Below are 23213 nucleotides of genomic sequence, written 5' to 3' on the forward strand. Positions count from 1 at the left end.
TACTTGAAAAAAAATATAAGAAGCATAATAACAGAAGACTGAAGGAAGTAAGAGTGAAACCCAGTAGATTATCTATTTTTGCATTCAGTGCATTAGGTTCGGCTAACGTATTTGCTGACGTGAATTACAGCATTGATTTAAGCCAACCCCAACACCATCTCGCGCAGGTGAGTGTGACTTTCCCCGAGGCTAAAGCGGGAGAATTGAGTGTTCATCTTCCCGTGTGGCGTACGGGTAAGTATCAAGTATTACCCTTATCTGATGGGGTTCGTTTATTTACCGCAAAAGACAGCCAAGGTAACTCACTCGCATGGAAACGCACCACCAGTGGTGAATGGCAAATAGCCCTTGATAAACCAAGTCGCGTGACTGTTAGTTATCAACTCTATGCTAACGAATTAGGCCAACGGGTGCGACATATTGATGCCACACATGCTTACTTAGATGCTAGCGGTGTATTGATGTATAGTCCCCAATTTCGCCAAGACCCGGTAAGCGTGCAGTTGACCGTACCCGAAAACTGGCAGAGTTATTCGGGCATGTCATCGGGCCAAATGGCACATTCCTTTATCGCACCCAATTATGATGTGTTGATTGATTCTCCCATTGAAACAGGTACTAGCACCCATAAAAAGTTTACGGCCAATGGCAAAGACTATGAGCTGGTGTTTTGGGGCGAAGGTAATTACGATGCGGATAAAGTGGTTAAAGACTTAACGGCATTGAGCGGGCAAGCCAAGGCGATTTGGGATGATTATCCCTTTGAGCGCTATGTGTATATGGTGCATGCCACCAGTGGTGCCAGCGGTGCAACAGAGCATTTAAACTCGACGGTTATTCAGTTACCACGGTTTAGTTTTCGTGAGCGAAATGACTATTTACGCTTTATCAGTACCGCTTCCCATGAGTTTATTCATACCTGGAACGTTAAAGCATACCGCCCAGCGGGTTTAGTTCCCTATGATTATCAACATGAAAATATGACTGAACTCTTATGGATTGCAGAGGGGTCTACCAGTTATTTCCAAGGGCAATTGTTGCTGCGTGCGGGCGTGATGACGCCAAAAGAGTTTTTGGAAGACTTAGCGAAACGTATCGAAAAAAGCGAGCTAACCCCAGGGCGTGAAATTCAATCGGTTGCCGAGGCAAGTTTAGGTCAGTGGAGTAGCACGGGCGGAGATTATGCGATTAACCATAGCGTCAATATTTACTCTGAAGGCTATTTAGCCTCATTGGCGCTGGATTTTTCCTTGCTCACTGACTCGAACCTCGCCCATTCATACCGCGATGTACACCGTAAACTCTACCAAGATTACCGTGTGCCTAAGGGGTACACGGTGGCTGATGTGCAGCAAATCCTGAAGGACTTGTCGGGCAAGGATTATGGCCCATGGTGGCAAAGGCATGTAAATAGCCCGATGAGACTCGAGTTTCCAAGCTTGCTGTCTCAGGCGGGGTTAGTGATGTCCTACGGTAAAGACGCCAAAGCGGAACCTTTTACTGGCATGACTTTAAGCAGTGAACATGGCTCGTTAGTACTTTCCCAAGTATTGCGTAATGGTCCGGCATGGCAGTCGGGGATCGTGGCGGGAGACGAGATTATCGCAATTAATGGGCTAAAAGTGACCGCTCAAGGTTTTGATAAGCGGATCAAAGACTTTAAGGTAGGTGATAAAGTAGATGTCATCTTATTTAACAATGATAAAATTAAGCAAGTGACTTTAACCCTTGGTGAGAAACAAAGCGGTAAGCTCGTACTCAAAGGCGATGTGAAGGCGACTAAGCAGCAAAAAGCCTTCTTTAAAGCTTGGTTAGGTATTGATTGGCCGTTTGATAATAAAGGCGAACTAGTGACCAAAAGCTAATTCGTTGCTGGCTTGAGTGAGTTGTGACTGCACCAGTGATGACTTACTCGAATCGTACCATACGCTTTGTGTCAGAAATTGATATTAAAAAGGTGCCGCAGTGAATTGAGTGAGTCCAACTGCTGCACCTTTTTACTTTTGTAAGCTTAAGCTCACTTAACGCTTTTGCTCAATCTATTGGTTTTCAATATATAGGCTTAAGACTTAAGCCTGAGTCTCTTCAATGCCGCCCAATGCAGAAACCAGGGCGTGCATTAGGGCAACTAACTCACTGCCCATTAAGGCGAAGTCGGCATCGAGGCGCGCCATTGGATCTTCATTACCCAGTTCATCATTACCCGCTCTAAATTCTTCGGAGAATTTTAAGCGTTTCACACTGGCATCGGATTGCAGTAAGAGCGCAATGGATTGGCCAAAGTGTAGCGCTAATTTATGCACTTCTTTGCCGGTTTCGAGGTGAGCTAGCACTTCATCTTCTTTCAGATCTTGTTGCTTAAAGCGTACGATACCGCCTTCATCCGCAGCTGATTTCAGCTCGGCTTCATCTTGCATTTCAAAAGGTAAGGGCGCACTGCCATTTTTAAGCCATTCAGTTAATTGGCTTTCAATCGGCGCTTTAAAGCTTAATGGGATCACGGGCAAGCTGCCTAATGCCTTGCGTAGCAAGGCTAATAATTCTTCGGCTTTAGTGGCGCTGGAGCTATCGACGAGGATCATTTCAAGCTCGGGTAAAATCAGCGCGCGAGTTTGGCTGCGACGTGAAAAGGCGCGCGGCAATAGGCTGGTGATGATCTCATCTTTTAGCGCATCCTTTTCTTTTTTGGCAAGTTTGCGATTTTCTTCGTCTTCAATTTGTGCCACTTTTTCTTCTAACGACTCTTTAATCACTTGGCCAGGCAGAATTTTTTCTTCTTTAGTGACACAGACTAGGTGACGATTATTGGCACTGTGTACTAAGGTGCTACCTTTTTTACCTAAGGCATTCGAAAAACCAAATTTGCTGACGTCTTGGCTGCCGCACGGAGAAAATGTGAAATCGGCAAGTGCGGTTTCAAGTGCTTCTGTCTCGATGGAAAAAGGTTTATTGAAACGATAAAGAGTAAGATTTTTAAACCACATAAGATGCGCTCATTGGAAAATAAAGTCGCAGTTTACGGCATAGTTGCAGCGGGGTAAACCTATCCTAAATCGTTAAATTTTGGCTAAGTTGCAGAATTCATCAAAATGTAACATTGGGAAAAACTTAGCTGTAGCCCTTGGTGTATCTGGATTTTGCCGCTGAGGTATAAGGGTGTTTTGTGTATATAGACCAAAGCTGTCACATTTGAAATAAAACTGAAACAGATTCATTGCAAACTTTCGGTCGTTCCAAACCAATAACCAAGACGAACATAACGTCGAAAGGATTAAATGATGAACGTTTTTTGTAAAACTCTACTTGCTTCTGCGCTAGCTTCTGCAACTCTGGCTTCTGCTTATGCCGCTGAGCCACTGACTGTTTATGGTAAGTTGAATGTTACCGCTCAATCAAACGATGAGAAAGGTGACGCTACAACATCTATTCAAAGTAATGCTTCTCGTTTTGGTGTGAAAGGTGACTTCGAATTATCAAGCTCACTTACCGCTTTTTATACTGTTGAGTATCAAGTCGATACAGGTGCCGCATCGAGCGACAACTTTACTGCCCGTAATCAATTTGTTGGTTTAAAAGGTGGCTTTGGTTCTTTGTCCGTTGGTCGTAACGATACTTTGCTCAAGATTTCTCAAGGTGATGTTGACCAATTTAACGATCTTTCTGGCGACTTAACAAAATTATTTAAAGGTGAAGTTCGTGCCGCTCAAACAGCGACTTACCTAACACCTTCTTTTGGTGACTTCGTGTTTGGTGTCACTTATGTTGCGGAAGGTAATGATGTAAAAAGTCAATTTGCTCAAGATGGTTTCAGCGTTGCAGCCATGTATGGTGACGCTAAGTTAAAGAAAACCGCTGTCTATGCAGCTTTAGCCTACGATTCGGATGTGTCTGGATATGAAATCGTGCGTGCTAGCTTACAAGCCAAGTTAGCTGGTATCAAGTTAGGTGGTATGTATCAGCAACAGGAACAAACATACAAATACAACACAACAACGGGCGAACCTGTTGAGGTGACTGCAGATAGTGCAACTGGTTACCTGTTGAGTGCTGCTTATGATATCAACGCTGTTACCTTAAAAGCTCAATTCCAAGACATGGAAGACTTAGGTGATTCATGGTCAGTAGGTGCGGATTACAACTTAGGCAAGCCGACTAAAGTGTTTGCTTTCTACACCAATCGCTCTTTAGAAGCGAATACTGATGATGACAAATATATCGGTATTGGTTTAGAGCACAAGTTCTAATCTCAGTATTAAGATTGAATTAAGGAGGCTTTTGCCTCCTTTTTTATTGCGATAAACAAACAGTTATATAAACTTAATGTGACAATTATCGCGACTATATTGCTTGTGCGGCACTCTTATTCATAAATCTGTAATAAAAATGACTAATAATAGCCGTGTTGACATTCACTGACAGAAAATCACCTATGACTGCAAGGATATTGATAGTAGAAGACGAGTTAGCCATCCGCGAGATGCTGACTTTTGTAATGGAACAGCATGGGTTTACCACCTCTGCGGCAGAAGATTTTGATTCGGCCATTGCGCTGCTAAAGGAGCCTTACCCCGATCTGATTTTGTTGGATTGGATGTTTCCTGGTGGAAGCGGCATTCAATTAGCCAAACGCCTTAAGCAGGATGAGTTTACCCGCCAGATCCCTATTATTATGCTTACCGCGCGCGGTGAAGAGGAAGATAAGGTTAAGGGGCTCGAAGTCGGCGCCGATGACTACATCACTAAACCTTTCTCCCCCAAGGAACTAGTCGCCCGCATCAAAGCGGTGTTACGCCGCAGTGCGCCAACTCGCCTTGAAGAAACCATTGATGTACAAGGATTGTTACTCGACCCTGTCAGTCACAGGGTGAGTGTTGGCGATACTGTACTCGATATGGGGCCGACGGAATTCCGTTTGTTGCACTTCTTTATGACACACCCAGAACGCGTCTATAGCCGTGAACAACTGCTTGATAACGTGTGGGGCACCAACGTGTATGTTGAAGACCGAACCGTTGATGTGCATATTCGCCGCCTACGTAAAGCGGTTGAAGAGTCGGGCCATGATCGTCTTATTCAGACGGTTCGTGGTGCGGGTTATCGCTTTTCTACACGTAGTTAGTGCCAAATTAGAGATAGGCACAGGTTAGCTTTTCGGCTATCTTGTGCTCTCCTTATTTAGCCTGATGTTTGGGTTTATTTATGTTCGACTCTTATTCAGGGTACCGGTTATTTACGCGCTTAGCCGTATTCTTACTGCTTTGTTTGCTTATTGGTTTATTGGTAGGGAAACCCCTCTGGATACTGATCATTGGATTGCTAGGTCTCGTGATCTGGCATTACCGTCAGTTAGCGCGACTTAATTTTTGGTTATGGCGAGATAGAAAATTAACTCCTCCCCAGGGCAGTGGCAGCTGGGAAGGCGTGTTTAACGGTATTTACCGCCTGCAAGGTAAAAACCGTCGTCGAGTCGGCCAATTAGCCGCGTTACTTGGGCGTTTCCGTCAAGGTGCTGAAGCCTTACCCGATGCCGCTGTGGTGCTCGACTCAGAGCATAATATCTTATGGTGTAATAAATTAGCTCAGTTAATGTTGGGTTTTGTTTGGCCACAGGATAATGGGCAGCGTATTGATAACTTAATCCGTCATCCCGATTTTTCCGCTTATATTAAAGCTGGTAAGTATAAAGAGCCCTTAGAGCTAGCATCGCCAGTATCGGAGAGGCGTTTACTCGAAATCCGTATCATGGCCTATGGTGATAGGCAACTACTGCTGATCGCCCGTGATATTACTCGAATAAGACAGCTCGAAGGTATGCGTAAAGAATTTGTCGCCAATGTGTCACATGAGCTTAAAACACCGCTCACCGTTTTGCAGGGATACTTGGAAATGATGCAAAGCATGGCGGAGCCGGATTCGATGAACGCAAAGCCATTAGCGTTAATGCAACAGCAGACGCGGCGAATGCAGTCTATGGTGGAGCAGTTGCTGGTGCTATCTCGCATCGAAGATGCGGCGGATATTAATCTTGAGAATACGGTTAATATGTCGCAGCTAATGGAAGTCTTGAAGGAAGAGGCCAAAGCGTTAGCGCAGGACAAATATGAGTTAAGTTTCCATTGTGAGCCGGGCTTAGATTCACATGGAAACGAGCTACAACTTAGAAGTGCTTGTTCTAACTTAATTTCTAATGCTATTCGTTACACTGAACCTGGGGGCAAGATTAGTGTGCAGTGGCGCAGTGTTGCCAGCGGAGGTCTCTTTAGTGTGGCCGATACAGGGGAAGGGATTGCACCGCAGCATATTAGTCGCTTGACCGAGCGTTTTTATCGAGTCGACAGCGCGCGATCAAGACAAACGGGAGGCAGCGGCCTTGGTTTAGCCATTGTGAAACATGCGTTAAGTCATCATCATAGTGAGCTTAATATCAGCAGTGAATTAGGAAAGGGTAGCACTTTCAGCTTTGTGATCCCGCAGCATTTGATTGAACGTAAAAAATAATTGCTATTTAATGTAACGTTATTTTTGTTATTAAAAACAGGCCATTATGGCCTGTTTTTTTTCAGACTTCGAAAAGAAGTGATTTTTCAAAAAAATGCAAAAAAAGTGTTTTGTCATCTAAGTGTCATATCTTGGACATAGAATTGTCATTGTGGCGATTGATACTGGCTGCGTCTGAAGAAACCTAAGTTACAAATTAGTTAGCTTACAACTGGAGCACATAATGAAACTGAAAAAACTTGTCGGCGCGATGACCCTCACAGCCGCTGGTGTATTCTCTACAACTGCCATGGCAGCTATTGACCCATCTCTACCTACTTACGAGAAAACAAGTGGTGTGTCTGGCAACTTATCATCTGTAGGTTCAGATACTTTAGCCAATATGATGACACTTTGGGCTGAAGAATTTAAACAGATGTATCCAAACGTCAATATTCAAATTCAAGCGGCTGGTTCTTCAACTGCGCCACCAGCGTTGACTGAAGGTACTTCACAATTCGGCCCAATGAGCCGCAAGATGAAGCCTAACGAAGTAGAAGCGTTTGAAAAGCATTATGGCTACAAGCCAACTGAAATTCGTGTTGCAATTGACGCTTTAGCAGTATTCGTACATAAAGATAACCCAATCAAAGGCTTAACGGCTGAACAGGTTGACGGTATCTTCTCTTCTACTCATAAATGTGGTGGTGCGGATATTCAGCGTTGGGGTGATTTAGGTCTTAGTGGTGATTGGTCTGCAAAAGACGTTCAATTATATGGACGTAACTCAGTATCAGGTACTTACGGTTACTTCAAAGAGAAAGCGCTTTGTAAAGGCGACTTTAAGGCGAACGTAAACGAGCAACCTGGTTCAGCATCAGTCGTTCAATCTGTATCTCAATCTTTGAATGCGGTTGGTTACTCTGGTATCGGTTATAAAACTGCAGGCGTAAAAGCCGTTGCAATCGCTAAAAAAGGTAATGAGTTTATCGAAGCGACTGCAGAAAACGCCGCTAATGGTACTTACCCATTATCACGTTACTTGTATGTATACGTGAACAAGCAACCAAACAAAGACTTAGCACCAATGGAAAAAGAATTCATCCGTTATGTGTTATCTAAGCAAGGTCAGCAAGTTGTAGAAAAAGACGGTTACGTGACGCTGCCTAAGAGCGTAGTTGCCAAAGATTTAGAACAGTTAGGCATCCGCCTCTAATTCTTTATCGCTAAACGTTAAGGGTCTCTTCGGAGACCCTTTTTGTTTTCAGTCCTAAACCACCAACTTTTTGTTGGTGGTTATCATTTTTGGGGATTGTTCACTGAGGCTGAAAAGTGGGCATAAAAAAAGCAACCTAATTAGGTTGCTGTAAATTCCAATTCGGAATCCGGGGACGGTCGCGCTAGAAACCATCTAAAGGAGAATGATGATGAACGAAGAAACTCATTGCAAAGATTCGGTTCATAATATCTGACTCAAGGGCGAGAAATTAGTTCAGCAAAAATAGAAAATTTTTGAAAATATTTTTTCTTACAACCCTTATATATTGAAAAATATGTGAATTTTATTATTACGAGTTAACTAAAGTCGACAATGACTAGGTATGGGCTTAAGCATTGTTACAAAATTAGGATGTGGGAAAAGCTTTATTCGATTGCGCATGAGTAAATCAGCGACCGATAATATGATCAGATAATTTATCCTCCACAGGTTAGCTAAGTGATACATTCAGAAGACCAGCAAATGCCAATAGCACCCACAGCATGGGATTTAACTCGGGATTATCATTCTTTTGCTAATACTGACCAAGTGCAGGTAACCCACCTTTCCTTAACGCTTACGGTTGACTTTGAGGCTCGTACCTTGCTTGGTGAGGCAGTGCTCTCTCTCAGGTATATAGAGTCGCAGGTTGCTGAATTATGGCTAGATACCAGAGGTTTAGCTATTTTATCGGTAATGACCGAGGCTCAAGTTCCCCTTGAGTTTTCACTCGAGGAGTCGAATGAAATACTCGGCCAAAAATTATCCATTCGTTTACCGCAGTTACAATGTGAACGGGTGTGCATTCGTTATCTCACATCAATGCAGGCACAGGGATTACAGTGGCTAGCGCCAGAGCAAACGGCAGGTAAACAGTTACCTTATCTGTTTAGCCAATCGCAACCGATTAACGCCCGCAGCTGGATACCATTGCAGGATACGCCTAAGGTACGGATTACCTTCGATGCTAAAGTTCAAGTACCTAAAGGAATGCGCGCTGTAATGAGTGCGATGAATCATCCTGAGACGCCACTAGAAGGGACATTTCAATTTGAGATGGAAAAGCCCATCCCCACACATTTATTGGCGTTAGCCGTTGGTGATTTAGCATTTCAAGCCATTGGCCCACGTAGTGGCGTCTATACCGAACCTTGTATGTTGGAAGCTGCGGCAACTGAGTTTGCCGATACCGAACATATGCTTGATGTGGCGCAATCATTATTAGGCCCCTATGCCTGGGGGCGCTACGATATGATCATCTTGCCTCCGAGTTTTCCCTTCGGTGGGATGGAAAATCCGCGTTTAGCTTTTTTAACCCCAACCCTGATTGCGGGGGATAAGAGCCTAGTCTCAACGGTTGCCCATGAGCTGGCTCATTCATGGACAGGAAATTTAGTCAGTAATGCCACGTGGCGAGATCTCTGGTTAAACGAAGGTTTTACGACCTATTTCACCAATAGGATTGTGGAACAAGTCTATGGCAGGGAACAGGCCGAACTGGAATGGGTGATTGAATTTGGTCGACTACAAGAAGAAATCGCTGCCTTGCCACTTCATCGGCAAACCTTGCCCGCCAATGTGCAGCAGGCCGATCCTAATTTGGCCTTTAATCGCTTTACCTATGATAAGGCGTCGATGTTCGTCCATGATTTAGAGCGTCGTCTGGGGCGAGCCGAGTTTGATAAGTTCCTGTTTACCTATGTGCAGCACTTCGCTTTTAAGGCGATAACTACAGAAATGTTTGTCAAATACGCAAAAGCGGCTTTAGTCGAAGCCTATCCGGATAAGATAAGTGAAGCCGAACTGCTGGAGTGGATTTACGGTGAGGGGTTGCCTCAGGGATATGTGGGGCCGACATCGCGAAGTTTAGATAAAGTCGATGATGCCTTGAACGATTTTTTACAGGGTAAGGCTGCGGCTCTGCTTAATGTAAAAAGCTGGCGTGTGCATCATTGGCAATATTTTTTGACTCAATTACCTGAAGTGCTGTCGCAAGTACAATTAATGGATTTGGATGACAGTTTTAAATTGACCGAATCGAACAATGCTGAAATTGCCTGTGACTGGTTTAGAGTTGCCATCCGTAATCATTATGATCCCGTTCTGCCAGCACTCAGCCGCTATTTGCAGCGTATCGGCCGGGGCAAATTTGTCCGTCCGCTTTACGCCGAATTAAAGATAGCTGGTTATCATACTGAGTTACAAAGCATTTATTCAAGCGCGCGCTCGGGCTATCACCCATCCATTCAAGTGCAGTTGGATAGAATGTTTAAGTCGTAAAAAGAGATAAAAAAATGGCAACCCAAGGTTGCCATAAAAAAATCAAAGAAGGAGACAAAGGAATTCAGTGCGCTAGCGTGTATTCGATTGCTTCCCCAAAGGGAGATGATGAACGACCAACCAATTCAACTCTATGCGATAACGTGAAACGGTTCATTGAATTAAGTGGTGATTAAACCTGCTTAACTCACTACTAAACACATCATTTAGTAGTTAATTGTGCATTAAAGCGTATTCGTTAATCCTTACACTTAATCAGACTAAGGCATTTTTAAAAAGTTCAGTGCGTGATAAAAATTTTTAAAATTATTTTCGGTTTCGGTTTCGGTTTCGGTTTCGGTTTCGGTTTCGGTTTTGGTTTCGGTTTTGGTTTTGGTTTTGGTTTTGGCAGTAAATACCGCAATCGATAAGTGGCTAGATTTATTTTACAAATAAATCATAGGTATAAAAAAAGGCAACCAATTGGTTGCCTAGTGACCTCTTCCTGGGTCAAGGGGGCCGCGCTAGAAGCCCCTGGGAGAATGATGAACATGAAAAAGACATTCGCTGTTCAATCTATTTGAGGTGTTCATGGGACGAAAGTTCCACCTCAAATCAAAAATTATTCAAATTTTTTATTAAACATAAGTTTCAACGAGATAGTGGACTACTTATTTTAAAAGTGACTCTATTTTGTCGCGAATGTCTTCTGGTTTGGTTGTCGGTGCAAAACGAGCGACAGCTTCCCCCTGACGATTGATTAAAAATTTGGTGAAATTCCATTTTATGCGTTCTGTGCCTAACAGGCCGGGAGCGGCTTTCTTTAAATATTGGTAGAGAGGATGGGTATGTTCACCATTGACTTCAATTTTCGAAAACAGTGGAAAGCTTACGCCAAAGTTGAGTTCGCAAAAGCTTTTGATCCCTTGCTCATTAGCCTTTTCTTGGGCGCCAAACTGGTTACAGGGAAAGCCCAAAACCACAAATCCACGCGCTTTGTATTCTTGATAAAGCGCTTCTAACCCCTTGTACTGTGGTGTAAAACCACACTCGCTGGCGGTGTTTACAATCAATATCACTTTACCTTGATATTGTGTCAATGGGGTTGGATTACCCTGAATGTCGATTGCGTTATGGCGATAGATAGTGGATGTCATCATTACCTCCTTAAGTGTGAAGATTAGCATAAATAAAACTTCTATTGCGATCAATCAATTTGCGTGCAACTTATTTTGTTGGTTTGCTAATCTTCTTCAATATCAATATAGTTACGTTAATTTTTATCTCAGTAGAAGGGTGTTTAGGTGACTGAACATGAAGCCGAATACGAAACAAACACACAGGCCGATGTTGGTCAAGTTGTTCAGCAACTCACTGAAGTTGAAGGTGAAGAACAAGCTGAAGTGTTCAGTGAAATCTTAAATGAAGCTGAGCCAGGCACGATTGCATTAGCACTGGAGTCCTTGCCTTTAGACGAGCGTTACGAGCGTTGGCAGCAGGTTGAGTTTAGTGAACGTGTAACGGTGCTGAGTTTAATGCGTGCCGATCCCCGTATGGGGATCCTCAAGCAGATGCCCGATCACGAGGTCGATCTGCTTTTTGCCCAATTAAGTCCTGAGGATTTGATTGAGTGGAGTGATTATCTCCCCGAAAGCTTTACTGACCGAGCCTTGGCCCAAATGGGCGAGCGTCAGCGGCAGCGGTTTGAGTTGTACGATCAATATTCTGAAAATGAAATTGGCCGTTATACCGATCACCAAATGTTAGTGCTCAGCGATAAAGCCACAGTCGCACAGGCACAGCGTTTTTTTAGACGAATAGAACTCGACTGTAACGACAATTTATTTATTGTCGATGAAGCGGATAAATACCTCGGCACTGTTAGACGTTATGATATTTTTAAGCACGAACCCCATGAGCCGCTGATCTCGCTGTTATCGGAAGATAGTCGTGCCTTAACCGCGGACACAACATTACTCGATGCGGCTGAAGCGATAGAACATAGTCGTGAAATCGAATTACCTGTCATTGATGACGCAGGGGAGCTAATCGGCCGTGTCACCTTAAGAGCTGCTACCGCCTTAGTGCGTGAGCACTATGAAGCGCAATTAATGGCAACCGCAGGTATGGATGAGTCCGATGACTTATTTGCCCCGATTTTAAAAGGTGCCCAGCGCCGAGCGGTGTGGCTAGGGATTAACTTACTCACCGCTTTTTTAGCGTCGGCAACCATTGGCTTATTTGAAAATGTATTATCCCAAGTGGTAGCGTTGGCCGTGTTGATGCCGATAGTCGCTTCTATGGGCGGGATTGCGGGAAGCCAGTCGCTCACGCTGATGATCCGTGGTATGGCAATGGGGCAAATTTCTGCTGGTAACTTATTCTCTTTGATGAAGAACGAGTTAGGGATTGGATTAGTGAATGGCACCCTGTGGGCGATAGTGATTGGGTTAGTTGCGGGTTGGTGGTTTGCCGACAGTATCATTGGCATAGTGATTGGCTGTGCAATTTTGATCAATATGGCGGTTGCGGCCTTAGCTGGGGTGTTTGTGCCGATGATTCTACAGCGGTTTAATCAGGATGCGGCGCTCTCTGGTTCAGTGATTTTAACCACGGTGACAGATGTAGTGGGTTTTTTCACTTTCCTTGGCATGGCGACAATGCTGTACCTTTGAGTTTGATATTAAGCGTGTAATTGGTTGATATGAATCACAACGATATTCACTACGTCTTATGCAAAAGCCCTGAAGAGTTAGCGGCCGCGGCCGCATTAATTGACCAGCGGGATGACAATGCTCACCCGCTCGATCATCAGGCATTTGCGCGCTCGCGCGCGGTAGTGTTGGCGAAAACCATCGCAGGCGAGATTGTCGGCTGCGCCGCGATTAAAGCGGGCACAGGCAATGTGGCGGAGCTGGGTTATCTGGTGGTATCGCCTTTATTTCGTCGCAAAGGTATCGGCCAAGGATTAACACTTAAGCGGATTGAAGTGGCTAAAGCGCAGGGGGTTGCCTTGTTGTTTGCCACGATCCGAGATGAGAATCACGCCAGTCGGGTAAATTTACTCAAAGCCGGGTTTCACTTTTGGCGTAATTACTTGAGCATTCGGGGGACGGGTAATACTGTGGGGTGGTATTACTTAGCCTTGGGTGACGAAGTCGATATTGTCGGCACGATGCAAACTCTGGTGGGGGAGCGTGTACCTGTGAGTTAAATGTTTTGCAGTTGTTTGCTTTTGGTTTTCTCGGTGTTTTATATCGGTTTCTGTTTGGTTTCAAATTCAAAAATCTTGGCTCCAAACGCCTAAATATGCAGATTTTCTTTTTTTATTCGGTATGATCCGCGCCATTACCCACAGTCATTATTGAGGTGTTTTATGGCTAAGTTCCGAGTTGCAAGTGTCTTATTATTGAGTGCAGCTGCGCTGCAAGTGAATGCGTCAGAATTTAATCTTGGTTTAAACAACGATGTCGTTTCTACTGAGTTAGAACTGCAAATGAATAAAGATACCAATGCCGTATTAGGGTACATTTATTCAGACGATAGCGGTCATATTGCCCAAGGCGCAATTCATATGACTCACGATGCCGGTGTACATCATTTTGAAGTTGGGGCTAAATTAAGCCAATTATGGGCTGACGAGGCGCCAAACGGAAGCACTGTATCAGTCGGTGCTCGTTATGCCTTAGCGTTAGGGCCAAATATTTCTTTGCAAGCCGCAGCTTACTATGCGCCATCGGTATTGTCTTTCGGTGATGTCGATGGTCAATACGAGTTGGATTCAAAGGTACAATACAACATAAATCCGAATATGGCGCTTTATGTCGGTTACCGTAAAATTGCCTTCGAATACGATAATGCCCGTGATTTTACCTTTGAAGATGGTGCATACATTGGCGGTAAATTCCGCTTCTAATCGAAGCAGCAAATTGGCGGCCTAAATTAGCTACCTCGAATTTAAAGCCGGCCAAGGTTACCTTCGCCGGCTTTTCCATTTTGCTTTCAGTTCACCATAGCTTGGCAGTAAGGATGAAAAAATCACCAAGCCAATGCCTATGCAAACGACAACGCTTAGGGTTTCATCTAAAAAACACCAACCAAGCAGTGCCGCAAAAATAAGACCAGTATATTCCACCGGTGCAATTTGGCTGGCATCTGCGCGTCGATAGGCGTGGATAATCAGGTAGGTCATTCCGATATAAAACACGCCTAAAGTTAACCCAACTTGGGCTACAGGTAGACTAAAATCTGCGCCCTCATAGCAGGTTGCTGGTATCAGAAAAACCATCGCAAAGGCATTAGACCAAAAGAGTGTTGAAAATGGATGCTCATGGGTTGAATATGCCTTCAAAATGAGGCTATTTATTGCTGAGATCATTGCACCAAAAAAAGCTAAGCCAATATAGAGATTAACTTCGGTCGGCTGGCTAATCAGCAATATTCCCGTAAAACCAATGAGGCCAGCTACTGAGCGTCGGTAGCCTATGCGTTCATTTAAAAAGAATGCTGACAATAACAGCAGTATCAGCGGTGAGGTGTAAATAACCGCGGTGACAGTTGCAAGGGGTAAATGTAATACTGCTAACATAAAAATGGCGTTACCTAAGCCGATTAACAAGGCTCTGCTTAAGTGGACTTTGTAAAAGGGACTTAACTTTAGATTTCCCTGTAGGTGCCAGACAAAAGGCAGTACCAAAAGAGTGGCAAATAATTGGCGATAAAGCACAAGTTGAAACACTGGCGCGTTAGTTTCAAGCAACTTAACCAATAGGTTACCGCTGGCTATCAACAATTGGGCCGCTAAAATCATCAATAAAGGTGCCATAGATATCCAAGTTAAAAGCTGATATTGGAGCTAAAGTGTGGTTCTTTACGTTAACGACTAAAATATCATCATAATGCCCCTAATTGCCGACTAATTTAGCCTAATGAATTGTAAAAAATAAAATGTAGTCATAAAGTTAACACTCTAAATTGATTTTCTGCGTAGGATTCGACGCGGGTATATAAACCAAAATACCGATGAGCAAAACTAACTTGCATAATTTCTGGTGCTTTTTGTTGCTGTTTTGGACTTTTAGTCCGTTTACCCTTAGCGCTGAAATTGCGTTGGATTCCCCCTACTTATTCCATGCCGAGGCTAATCAACTTCCGCCTGCTGATTTTAAAGAGGTCACCCAGTGGATGGGTCAATTAAAGGAGGCTAGTTCGGTCAGTCTTGCTGGCGGTGATTATTGGATGGTTTCCCCTGTGATGGTCAATAGTCGCCAAACACGTTGGGTAGTAGATGCCAGCAATTCAATTATTGAATCAGTGGATTATTGGTTGCTTGGCAGTGATGGGTCCGTACAATTCGCCCACAGTGGTTACTACGCGCCCTATGAGTTTTTGTTCGATTATGGGCGCAAGGTTAGGCTGAATATGGGCACGGATTATTGGTTAGTGACCAGACTCAGCAGTCAATATTTCTCCTCCGCGCCTGAAGTGGCATTAGAGTCGCAAGAGGCACATCAGTTAACGACTGACCGCATGGCCATGGCGATACTGCTTTGTTTGGGCGGATTACTGTTTATCGCTTGTTATAATTTACTGATTTATATCTCTATTTTTGACAAGGCATTCTTGTATTACGGCCTATATGTATTGGCTTATTTGGGTGGTTGGGCGCTGACGTTCCATTTACCCGCTCACTTATTTAACTTCCATCAGCTTGAATTACATCATCTGTTTTTTATCAGTTTGCCGATATTTAACATTATGTTCTACAAGCATTTTTTGCAGCTTCCTAGTTATTCACCTCGATTGTGGCGGCTTAGCCAATACTTGTTGATTGCCTGTGTTATAGCCTTACCAACCAGCATTTGGTTGTTGCCCTATACCGCGATTATTGCCTCTGTACTCATTATGCTGTGGATTGCATTGGCGATTACCTGCGGTAATGTGTGCTTGATGAAAGGCTTTGCTCCCGCACGCTATTTTATTATGGCTTTTACCTGTTTATTGCTACCCGCAGTCATTATTTTACCCGGTAATATGGGAATTACCCCCGATTTTATTGAACACGCTGAGTTTGCCACTCTACTAGGCGGTACTGTGGATGCCTTACTGTTATCCCTTGCTTTGGCGAATAAACTTAAGCTTATGTCTGAGGAACGTAAGGCGCACATCGAAGAGTTGGGTATTGCTTGGGAAAAAGCACGGCTTGATGGTTTAACGCGAGTAGGTAACCGTTATGCCTTTGATGAATATATGAATTCTCAATTAGCCTTTGCCAATAAGGTCGTTAACCCTATGGCGCTGGTGCTGCTCAATGCCGACAGCCTCAAAATGGTGAATGAAACCTTAGGGCATCAAGAGGGGGATCGTTTACTACAAAGACTTGTGCAGTTTTTGCAATCGACCAATATTGCTCAACTTAAAATCTACCGAATCAGTGGTGATGAGTTTGTTGCTATCCTGCCTGCGAGTGGTGTGACGAGTTTTGTTAACACGCTAAGAGGATTAACTGCGCAATTTGCTACCGAGGGCTTTAGGGATTGCCAGTTTAGTTTTGGTCTTGCGATTAATGCTGATGTAGCCAATCCCCATGAATGGCTTCGTAGCGCTGATACGAGTTTATATCACTCGCGTATGGAAAAACGGCGTCAGGAATATGCCGATACCCTTACGGGTGAAATTGTTTCGCTCTAACGTTGTTTAAAAAATACCACGATACAGAGGGGCTGCATGATGCAGCCCCTCTGTCGACTAGCCGAAGTCTTTTTCACCTTTTATCACTGCTGGATGGCCACAAATTGCTTTAGCAGTATGCATCCCCGCCATCGTGGCTGCTTCAACACATCCGGCATTAAGGCCAGTTTTAATCCAGTCGCCCGTCATGTACAAATTGTCGATACCGGTCCCATCCGTGGTTATCCGGTATTGTGAACTGCCTTTGACCGATAACACATAACGTTCGGAAGGGTCCACGTTCGCCCGCCAATATTGGCTATCAAAGCGTGCCTCGTCTTGGCGGTTTTGTTCATCATGTAACCATTCCCACGGGAAGGTGTCGCCAACATGCTGCCATAGCTTATGAATTTCTGTGTTGAGTTGATGGATAGCACCCGCCTTGGCTTCGGCTGTTTTACGTTGCTGGAAACCTATATCGGTACGCGGTGGATAAATATCAACGGGCAAAGCCGAGCAGAAATAACTGGCATTTTTAGGCTCAGTGCCGCGCCAGTCCTCCTTATTGAGTAATTGATCCATTGAGGCCCAAGTATCAAAGGGTTCGGTAAATCCTGATAATACAGGCTGCTCGCCATCCTCTGAATAATTTGGCCAACCTATTCCGTTAAGATCTTGGTCCATCCACAGTTGATAGGCTTGGGTCGCTACTGCCTGCACTTTATCTACGCAGGTTTTTAGTGCCGGACTCTGCGCCATGACTTCACTAGCCACATGGGGAACCGAGCCGATTGACAGGCCAAAAATCACTTTGTCGAAGTCGACTCCTTTGACCAGACGTTTTTTCGGTAGTGCTTGGCCAAATTCTGCCTCGTAGATATTGTCCCAATCGCTCCAAAAGTGTTCGAGATTAATATCATGGGCTTTTAGTAGCGCCGCTTGGGCGGTATCAAGTTGCTCATAATTAGGTGTGCTTGGCCAACAGGCTAAGCCCTTTACATCCACCAAAGGATTGTAGCTCTCCACCGAAGGATCAAGTGCGACTTGCTCTGTGATTTCAATCGCTTGAATACTGTTGTTACGACATTCTAGATTGTCGACTCGATTGAAAAAGTGGAAGTTGACCCCGCGACGTTTGAGTACTTCATAGTAGGGGCTAAAGACCACATCGCCCATGCCAGCCTGCATTTTCCACATGATCCCACCTTGATAACAAAGGGCGATACGCAGCATGGCGCGAATAATAGTACCCGCTTCAACATTGGGTTGGTCAAAATTGCCTTTCTCGTAGGCAAAAACAAGATCATAGAAACCGCGCACAGGCGCACTATCGACAGTGTATTTTTGGCTTGCGCCGTGTTTGGTTAGCCATTCGCGGTAATCATAGTCATTGATGGCATCGAAGCCTTTTTCAAACACATTATCGACAAACATGCCTTTTAATATGGTTAAGCCTAAATCGACGGCGATATACAGATGGCGCAAATCATCATTGGTGTCTAAATGGTCGCTAAAGCGGTTTACCAGTCGTTGGTGCAGGGCATCGACGGCGGATTCGACCAGTCCATCATCGCTCAGGCTATGCACATGCTCATCGCATTCACGGCCAATCATCTGATTAAAATGGCATTCTAGCTTATCACCCAAGGCGTCGAGGGACTCCATTGCATCTTCAACGGAATTTTCTAATTTATCCTTCAATTGCTCAAACCAGTGAGTATCGAGCCAGTTTTTAGGTGTCTCCATGGCCTTTTCATCGGCTTCGAGTAAGGTGTCCATATCCTTAAGCCACTCTTTTATCCATGCAAAGGCGGCTTTAACGACCTTCCAGAAGGTTAAGGTTTCAGTGCCATCTCCAGGGATCCCCGGCAATGATGGGAAAGTGATAGGCCAACTGACGGAGCGACCATTGATTTCCTCCTGAAGCACAATAAAGTGATGGGGCTTAAAGGCATCGAAAAAGGTTGCCAGTGGCGCTTCGGGCGGGCGGTCTAATTCTTCATAGGCTTTACGCATCAAGGCGAAGGCGTTTTGATAAAATCCGAACCAGATATGCAAACCATGTTCTTCAATACGCTGTCCCATCGCCGCATTGCGACCACTTGCTCCTTTTCCACCGATTCGCCAACCTAGTTGATAGACATCAATCTCATATTGATTTTGCCAACCGGGTTTATCAGTGAGGTAGCAAGCTGCGGTCATGGCTGCGACACCGCCGCCTAGAATGGCAATTTTCTGTTTTTTGATTTCCGAGTTATCCACGAGCACTTCGCCCGGCGGCACTTCAAAATCAAAGTTTACATGATAGGGCAGTAACACGTGTTGCTCGCCAAGTTCAACCCCAAGAGTGTCTTTGAGCGGGAAACTGGCATTGTCAAAAAGGGTGGCGACAAAATCATTTTCCAGTAGTGCAACGCTGTGTACTTTATTGACCTTAGCGGGCGATGCAGTAATCGCTTGATAAACGGCTTTTTGGCCTGACGCATCGGGGAACTGCTTTAAAAATACTTGATCGATAGCGGGCTTAAACAGTAGACGGAAGATTTGCTCTTCACCGAGTTTATCAAGATCCGGAATAAAATCTGTTTGTTCCTTAAAGAATTGCCAGGTTTGGGTTATCGCTTCGAGCGTTGAAAGCTGCGCCTCTGGTTTCGCATTACAATTCACCTCAAGCAGCGGATGCATGGCAAGCTCTGTGTCAGGGCTAAAATGTAAAAAGCTTTTTGCGGCAAGGGAGAGGCGAGTTAACGGCTGACCGACCGCGGGCATAGTGTATTCACACAAATACTTAGGATAACCAAATAGCTCTCGGCCATTGATTAAGGCCATCGCATCGTTTACCCAGATATGCAGTGGCTGAAAATATACATGGCTGATTTTTGTACTGCTGCTATTGTCCTGACGGCCGACCATAACCCAAGTGATGATGTCGGTTTCTTGGATCCAGCCCTTTGCTCTATCTGTGGGGTAGTCTGAATAAGCTTTTTCTATCTGAGTAAAGGTGGTCAATACATAGGGCGACAAGACTTTAAAGTACATGGCGCTACCTGCGACTTGATTCAGTGTTTTATCGATAGAGCGTTGAAGATTTGCGAGTTTTCCCTTGAGAAAGAAACCGTACATATCGGCTTTATTCAACACCAAGGGAGAGTGCATTAACATGCTGCCTTGAGGATAGATAAAATCAGGGCGTTGTTTTTCCATGGGATCATCCTTTAAACCCGTTAAAATGTGTAAGGTAGCTAACCTCAGCTCGGGATAATAAATATATATTTAACAGCTCTTTGCACCGTTTACTGCGTTGAGTTTACTTGCAATAGGTTCGCTATTGACGCGTAAATTCACCTTGTTATCAGCGCAAAGCGTACGTTTGCGTGTAACTACTTAAGTTTTTGCTTTGTTGATTGCATTTATCCATCTCTTAACTCGGAGTTGAAGCGAGTAATGGAGATGAATGCGTTAACAAACCCTAAAAAGCATAGGGTAAATAAACTAATTAGCCTATTGATTTTACAATTGAATTAAAAAGAAAAGCAGAAGGGAAATATTTGAATTAACTAGCAAGTTGGAGTGGCTCCAACTTGCTGGGATTTGACTGGTTTGGTAAAGATCGAATTTGCTAAGGCAAACGGGTCGTTGGTCGGTTACTTCGATTTATGCTGATAGAAATCCACCTCTGCATCATCAGAATAACGGCGCTTAGTATCCCTGCGACGTTGTTTTACGCGTTTGTTTTTTTGCTTACCTTTGACGTTATCGCCCCATGGCGCATCATCGTCTTCAAATTCATAGGAGTGTGACATGGTCAAAATTCCAAAAATATCTGTGCCATTCTCAGCACTCGATCTTTTTACCCAAAGGTGCGATTAAGCTAAAGTGAAATATTTAATCACTAATGGTGAAAAGTTTTGTTCAACAAGGGGCTTTGACGAGTTAAAGAACGCTTTTAGGGATTTGACTGTGGTGCGTATGGTTTATCTTAATGATTATTAAATGAATAAATTAACTGACTCGTTAATCTGATAAGTTATGTGAAAAATGGCACTCTGGGAAAGAGTGCCAAGTTCTGATAAAAAATAAGGAGTTAGTGCTAGGGCGTGTTGACGTTTCAGGGTTATTTTTGCTGCCCGAAGGGTTCGTCTGGCAAGCCCTTGCGCTTACTGTCTGTCAGAAGAGCCGCTCGTCATTTGAGTAAACTACGCATCATTCGTCGTTTCGCGAGCACGAGCTTGCCAGAACGAACAAAATTTAATCTCGAAACGTCAACATACCCTAGTGTTTACGTTGCATTCGCGCAACAAACATCCCATCTGTGTTAGCTTCGAAGGGCCACACGGTCAACATTTCTGTTTGTTCACCGGTAAAGGGGTGGCGTATCGGTAATAAGTTGAACTCTGGGTGTTGTTGCAAAAAGGCTGAAACGACTTCCTCGTTTTCAACCGGTGACAGTGAGCAAGTGGCATAGATTAAGGTTCCGCCCGCTTTTACCGCCTTGCTGCTGCGGCTTAAAATATCGAGCTGTAACGTTGCTTTATCCATCACGGCGTCAAGTGTATCGAGCCAGCGCATATCTGGGTTGCGTCGCCATGTGCCAGTACAACTGCAGGGGGCATCGACTAATACTCCATCAAAATAGTTGGTGGCTACGGGAAGGACATCACTGCGCCAGCGCGCAATGCTGATCCCATCAAACTGTGCTCGCTGCGCGCGTTTGCTAAGTTCTTCTAAGGCGTTGGCGCGAATATCCGATGACACTATGCTGCCCTGTAATGGTGTACGTTGCTTGGTTGCAGCGGTTTGCATTAATGAACGTAATTGCAGAGTTTTACCTCCAGCGCCACTGCAGGCATCCCACCAGTGTTGCCAAGGCTCAGGTGCACAAATTTGGCCTATTACCTGTGAGGCTAAATCTTGGATCTCAATTTTACCTTCTTTGTAGAGGGTAATTTCATTGAGATTCATACTTTTACTGCCAAGATTGATCGCATCTTCAAAAAATGGACTGAGACTCGCCTCAATGCCTAATGCTTGCAATTGGCTCACCGCAGTTTGGCTGTTTATGCTCTGTGCTCGCCCCCAAATAGGCGGACGGCTTGACATGGCTTCTATCAAATTGGGGCGGCGCTTTGCATCAATGGGACAAACCTGCCAAAACCACTCGGGTAATAAATCTGTCAGTTCCAAGACTACCTGAGGGAATAATTGCCGAACTAACGCCAACTTATCCGTGAGATTGTTAACGGGGATGGATTGTAAGCGTTGATAATCGTGAGTCGATTGAGAGAGTTCATGCCACGCTTGGGCAATGTCTTGCCAAGGGTGCGCTTCAAGTAAGGCGCTGGCGCTCAGCATTGAAAAAAAGTGCTCCGCCTGCTGATAATCGCCTGCGGCTTTAAACCAGCCCCACCAACGGAACAGGCTAAATAGCGATTCGCGGATGACTTTGCGATCCTTCGAACCGTGCTTTTTATGTTCCCGAAAGTAGTTCGCTAATACTCGGTCAGCGGGTTGTTTTGCGCTTAAAATCTCATCAAACAACAACTTAATGGTATTGGCATAGCTCAACGCGCGTTTTTGCGCGGGCGTTTGCGGTTCGATATTAAAAGCGGAGTGAATAGTGATAGATGATAAGCCGTTTGGATTGCCCATAAAGTTAGCCTGAAAAGGGGCTCGGCCGAGTGACATCCATCCGGTGGGATGAATATGGCCAAGCAAAAATAAGTGGCGCAGAGTGTAGCAGTTTTACGTATCGCTAGCAGTAAAAAAGCCCCAATACTGAATTGGGGCTTGATGGGTAAAAACGAATGTGCGCGAGAGGAAATATTGACCTACTTAGTCACCATCTTTTGAATTTGCTTTGCACGTTCTTCATCTGTCATTACGGCGGGTGGTGGGGTCACAATGCCCTTTTGGCAGGCGGGCCTCTGTGCTAACTCGTCTAACCAATGTTGTAAGTGGGGTAGACCTACCATATTGATACCGCTCCATTCATGGATTCGTACCCAAGGCCAAGTCGCAATATCGGCGATAGTGTATTCATCACCCGCAAGATATTGATGTTTGGCTAATTGAGTGTCCATTACCTCAAACAAACGTCGACCTTCTTTTTGGTAACGTTCTATCGCTGCTGGGATTTTTTCAGGGAAGTAACGGTAGAATACGTTCGCTTGACCCATCATCGGGCCAACGCCGCTCATCTGGAACATCAGCCATTGAATGACTTGAGAGCGTTTTTTCGGATCGGCAGGCAGGAACTGACCGGTTTTTTCCGCCAAATAAAGCAGGATCGCACCAGATTCGAACACCACAAAGTCATCGTTATCTCGGTCAATAATTGCTGGAATACGGCCATTGGGGTTAATGGCGAGAAACTCGGGCTGCTTTTGTTCGTTGGTGCTGAAATCTAACTTATGTACTCGATAATCGAGCCCCATTTCTTCGAGTGCGATGGAGATTTTAAAGCCGTTTGGGGTAGCGGCGGTATATAAATCAATCATAGTAATCCTTTAAGTCTTGACTCGTTGATACTGAACTTGAACGCCTAATCAAG

At 44.6% G+C, this 23213-nt stretch carries 17 protein-coding genes; 10 read left to right on the forward strand and 7 right to left on the reverse strand.

Going from position 1 to position 23213, the window contains the following annotated elements; translation table 11 throughout:
• The first annotated feature begins 53 nt into the window (after positions 1-53).
• On the forward strand, positions 54-1865 hold the full coding sequence (locus tag H9J30_RS07200) for a M61 family metallopeptidase (protein WP_240130404.1): 1812 nt from the start codon (positions 54-56) through the stop codon (positions 1863-1865).
• 204 nt (positions 1866-2069) lie between these two features.
• On the opposite strand, the gene rdgC is transcribed toward H9J30_RS07200, so the two are convergent.
• Positions 2070-2984: a recombination-associated protein RdgC gene (gene rdgC / locus H9J30_RS07205; RefSeq protein WP_240130405.1), complete on the reverse strand. Its 915-nt coding sequence runs from the start codon at positions 2982-2984 to the stop codon at positions 2070-2072.
• A 291-nt stretch (positions 2985-3275) separates the two neighbouring features.
• On the opposite strand from rdgC, the gene H9J30_RS07210 reads away from it, so the two are divergent.
• The 5 genes from H9J30_RS07210 (at position 3276) to H9J30_RS07230 (ending at position 10015) form a co-directional block, all read left to right on the forward strand.
• The gene (locus H9J30_RS07210; RefSeq protein ID WP_240130406.1) at positions 3276-4244 is read left to right on the forward strand and encodes a porin; all 969 of its coding nucleotides are present in this window, start codon (positions 3276-3278) and stop codon (positions 4242-4244) included.
• 185 nt (positions 4245-4429) lie between these two features.
• The gene (gene phoB, locus H9J30_RS07215; protein ID WP_011071727.1) at positions 4430-5119 is read left to right on the forward strand and encodes a phosphate regulon transcriptional regulator PhoB; all 690 of its coding nucleotides are present in this window, start codon (positions 4430-4432) and stop codon (positions 5117-5119) included.
• Between the two features lie 80 nt (positions 5120-5199).
• Positions 5200-6498 carry a phosphate regulon sensor histidine kinase PhoR gene (gene phoR, locus H9J30_RS07220; protein ID WP_240130407.1) on the forward strand — a complete coding sequence of 433 codons (1299 nt, stop codon included), beginning with the start codon at positions 5200-5202 and terminating at the stop codon, positions 6496-6498.
• Positions 6499-6721: 223 nt separating this feature from the next.
• The gene (locus tag H9J30_RS07225) at positions 6722-7693 is read left to right on the forward strand and encodes a PstS family phosphate ABC transporter substrate-binding protein (RefSeq protein ID WP_037416594.1); all 972 of its coding nucleotides are present in this window, start codon (positions 6722-6724) and stop codon (positions 7691-7693) included.
• A 525-nt stretch (positions 7694-8218) separates the two neighbouring features.
• Positions 8219-10015, forward strand: a complete 1797-nt coding sequence (locus H9J30_RS07230; protein WP_240130623.1) for a M1 family metallopeptidase — start codon at positions 8219-8221, stop codon at positions 10013-10015.
• A 650-nt stretch (positions 10016-10665) separates the two neighbouring features.
• On the opposite strand, the gene H9J30_RS07235 is transcribed toward H9J30_RS07230, so the two are convergent.
• Entirely contained in the window at positions 10666-11151 is a 486-nt protein-coding gene (locus H9J30_RS07235) for a glutathione peroxidase (protein WP_240130624.1), read from the reverse strand.
• A gap of 147 nt (positions 11152-11298) precedes the next feature.
• Here H9J30_RS07235 and H9J30_RS07240 point away from each other — a divergent pair, with 147 nt between their 5' ends.
• From H9J30_RS07240 to H9J30_RS07250, 3 genes are all read left to right on the forward strand, one after another.
• Positions 11299-12669 carry a magnesium transporter gene (locus H9J30_RS07240; protein ID WP_240130408.1) on the forward strand — a complete coding sequence of 457 codons (1371 nt, stop codon included), beginning with the start codon at positions 11299-11301 and terminating at the stop codon, positions 12667-12669.
• Between the two features lie 29 nt (positions 12670-12698).
• The gene (locus H9J30_RS07245; RefSeq protein ID WP_240130409.1) at positions 12699-13208 is read left to right on the forward strand and encodes a GNAT family N-acetyltransferase; all 510 of its coding nucleotides are present in this window, start codon (positions 12699-12701) and stop codon (positions 13206-13208) included.
• Positions 13209-13370: 162 nt separating this feature from the next.
• Entirely contained in the window at positions 13371-13910 is a 540-nt protein-coding gene (locus H9J30_RS07250; RefSeq protein WP_240130410.1) for a YfaZ family protein, read from the forward strand.
• 57 nt (positions 13911-13967) lie between these two features.
• On the opposite strand, the gene H9J30_RS07255 is transcribed toward H9J30_RS07250, so the two are convergent.
• On the reverse strand, positions 13968-14819 hold the full coding sequence (locus H9J30_RS07255) for a DMT family transporter (protein ID WP_345795839.1): 852 nt from the start codon (positions 14817-14819) through the stop codon (positions 13968-13970).
• Positions 14820-15016: 197 nt separating this feature from the next.
• On the opposite strand from H9J30_RS07255, the gene H9J30_RS07260 reads away from it, so the two are divergent.
• Entirely contained in the window at positions 15017-16684 is a 1668-nt protein-coding gene (locus H9J30_RS07260) for a diguanylate cyclase (RefSeq protein WP_240130411.1), read from the forward strand.
• 57 nt (positions 16685-16741) lie between these two features.
• On the opposite strand, the gene H9J30_RS07265 is transcribed toward H9J30_RS07260, so the two are convergent.
• The 4 genes from H9J30_RS07265 to H9J30_RS07280 all read right to left on the reverse strand — a co-directional run bounded on the left by H9J30_RS07265 (position 16742) and on the right by H9J30_RS07280 (position 23160).
• Positions 16742-19867, reverse strand: a complete 3126-nt coding sequence (locus tag H9J30_RS07265) for an NAD(P)-binding protein (RefSeq protein ID WP_240130412.1) — start codon at positions 19865-19867, stop codon at positions 16742-16744.
• Positions 19868-20307: 440 nt separating this feature from the next.
• Complete coding sequence (locus H9J30_RS07270; RefSeq protein WP_011071739.1) at positions 20308-20466, reverse strand: small highly charged protein; 159 nt, start codon at positions 20464-20466, stop codon at positions 20308-20310.
• A gap of 469 nt (positions 20467-20935) precedes the next feature.
• Complete coding sequence (locus H9J30_RS07275) at positions 20936-22312, reverse strand: RsmB/NOP family class I SAM-dependent RNA methyltransferase (RefSeq protein ID WP_240130413.1); 1377 nt, start codon at positions 22310-22312, stop codon at positions 20936-20938.
• Positions 22313-22491: 179 nt separating this feature from the next.
• Complete coding sequence (locus H9J30_RS07280; RefSeq protein WP_240130414.1) at positions 22492-23160, reverse strand: glutathione S-transferase family protein; 669 nt, start codon at positions 23158-23160, stop codon at positions 22492-22494.
• Positions 23161-23213 lie beyond the last annotated feature (53 nt).

Origin of the sequence: Shewanella cutis, from assembly GCF_022410515.1 — a bacterium.
In the GTDB taxonomy this organism is placed as follows: domain Bacteria; phylum Pseudomonadota; class Gammaproteobacteria; order Enterobacterales; family Shewanellaceae; genus Shewanella; species Shewanella cutis.

What these genes read in the sequence shown, in the direction of transcription:
- rdgC (WP_240130405.1), bottom strand. Translation starts at nt 2,984, where the DNA reads ATGTGGTTTAAAAATCTTACTCTTTATCGTTTCAATAAACCTTTTTCC.
- H9J30_RS07210 (WP_240130406.1), top strand. Translation starts at nt 3,276, where the DNA reads ATGATGAACGTTTTTTGTAAAACTCTACTTGCTTCTGCGCTAGCTTCT.
- phoB (WP_011071727.1), top strand. Translation starts at nt 4,430, where the DNA reads ATGACTGCAAGGATATTGATAGTAGAAGACGAGTTAGCCATCCGCGAG.
- phoR (WP_240130407.1), top strand. Translation starts at nt 5,200, where the DNA reads ATGTTCGACTCTTATTCAGGGTACCGGTTATTTACGCGCTTAGCCGTA.
- H9J30_RS07225 (WP_037416594.1), top strand. Translation starts at nt 6,722, where the DNA reads ATGAAACTGAAAAAACTTGTCGGCGCGATGACCCTCACAGCCGCTGGT.
- H9J30_RS07230 (WP_240130623.1), top strand. Translation starts at nt 8,219, where the DNA reads ATGCCAATAGCACCCACAGCATGGGATTTAACTCGGGATTATCATTCT.
- H9J30_RS07235 (WP_240130624.1), bottom strand. Translation starts at nt 11,151, where the DNA reads ATGACATCCACTATCTATCGCCATAACGCAATCGACATTCAGGGTAAT.
- H9J30_RS07245 (WP_240130409.1), top strand. Translation starts at nt 12,699, where the DNA reads ATGAATCACAACGATATTCACTACGTCTTATGCAAAAGCCCTGAAGAG.
- H9J30_RS07250 (WP_240130410.1), top strand. Translation starts at nt 13,371, where the DNA reads ATGGCTAAGTTCCGAGTTGCAAGTGTCTTATTATTGAGTGCAGCTGCG.
- H9J30_RS07255 (WP_345795839.1), bottom strand. Translation starts at nt 14,819, where the DNA reads ATGGCACCTTTATTGATGATTTTAGCGGCCCAATTGTTGATAGCCAGC.
- H9J30_RS07260 (WP_240130411.1), top strand. Translation starts at nt 15,017, where the DNA reads ATGAGCAAAACTAACTTGCATAATTTCTGGTGCTTTTTGTTGCTGTTT.
- H9J30_RS07265 (WP_240130412.1), bottom strand. Translation starts at nt 19,867, where the DNA reads ATGGAAAAACAACGCCCTGATTTTATCTATCCTCAAGGCAGCATGTTA.
- H9J30_RS07270 (WP_011071739.1), bottom strand. Translation starts at nt 20,466, where the DNA reads ATGTCACACTCCTATGAATTTGAAGACGATGATGCGCCATGGGGCGAT.
- H9J30_RS07275 (WP_240130413.1), bottom strand. Translation starts at nt 22,312, where the DNA reads ATGGGCAATCCAAACGGCTTATCATCTATCACTATTCACTCCGCTTTT.
- H9J30_RS07280 (WP_240130414.1), bottom strand. Translation starts at nt 23,160, where the DNA reads ATGATTGATTTATATACCGCCGCTACCCCAAACGGCTTTAAAATCTCC.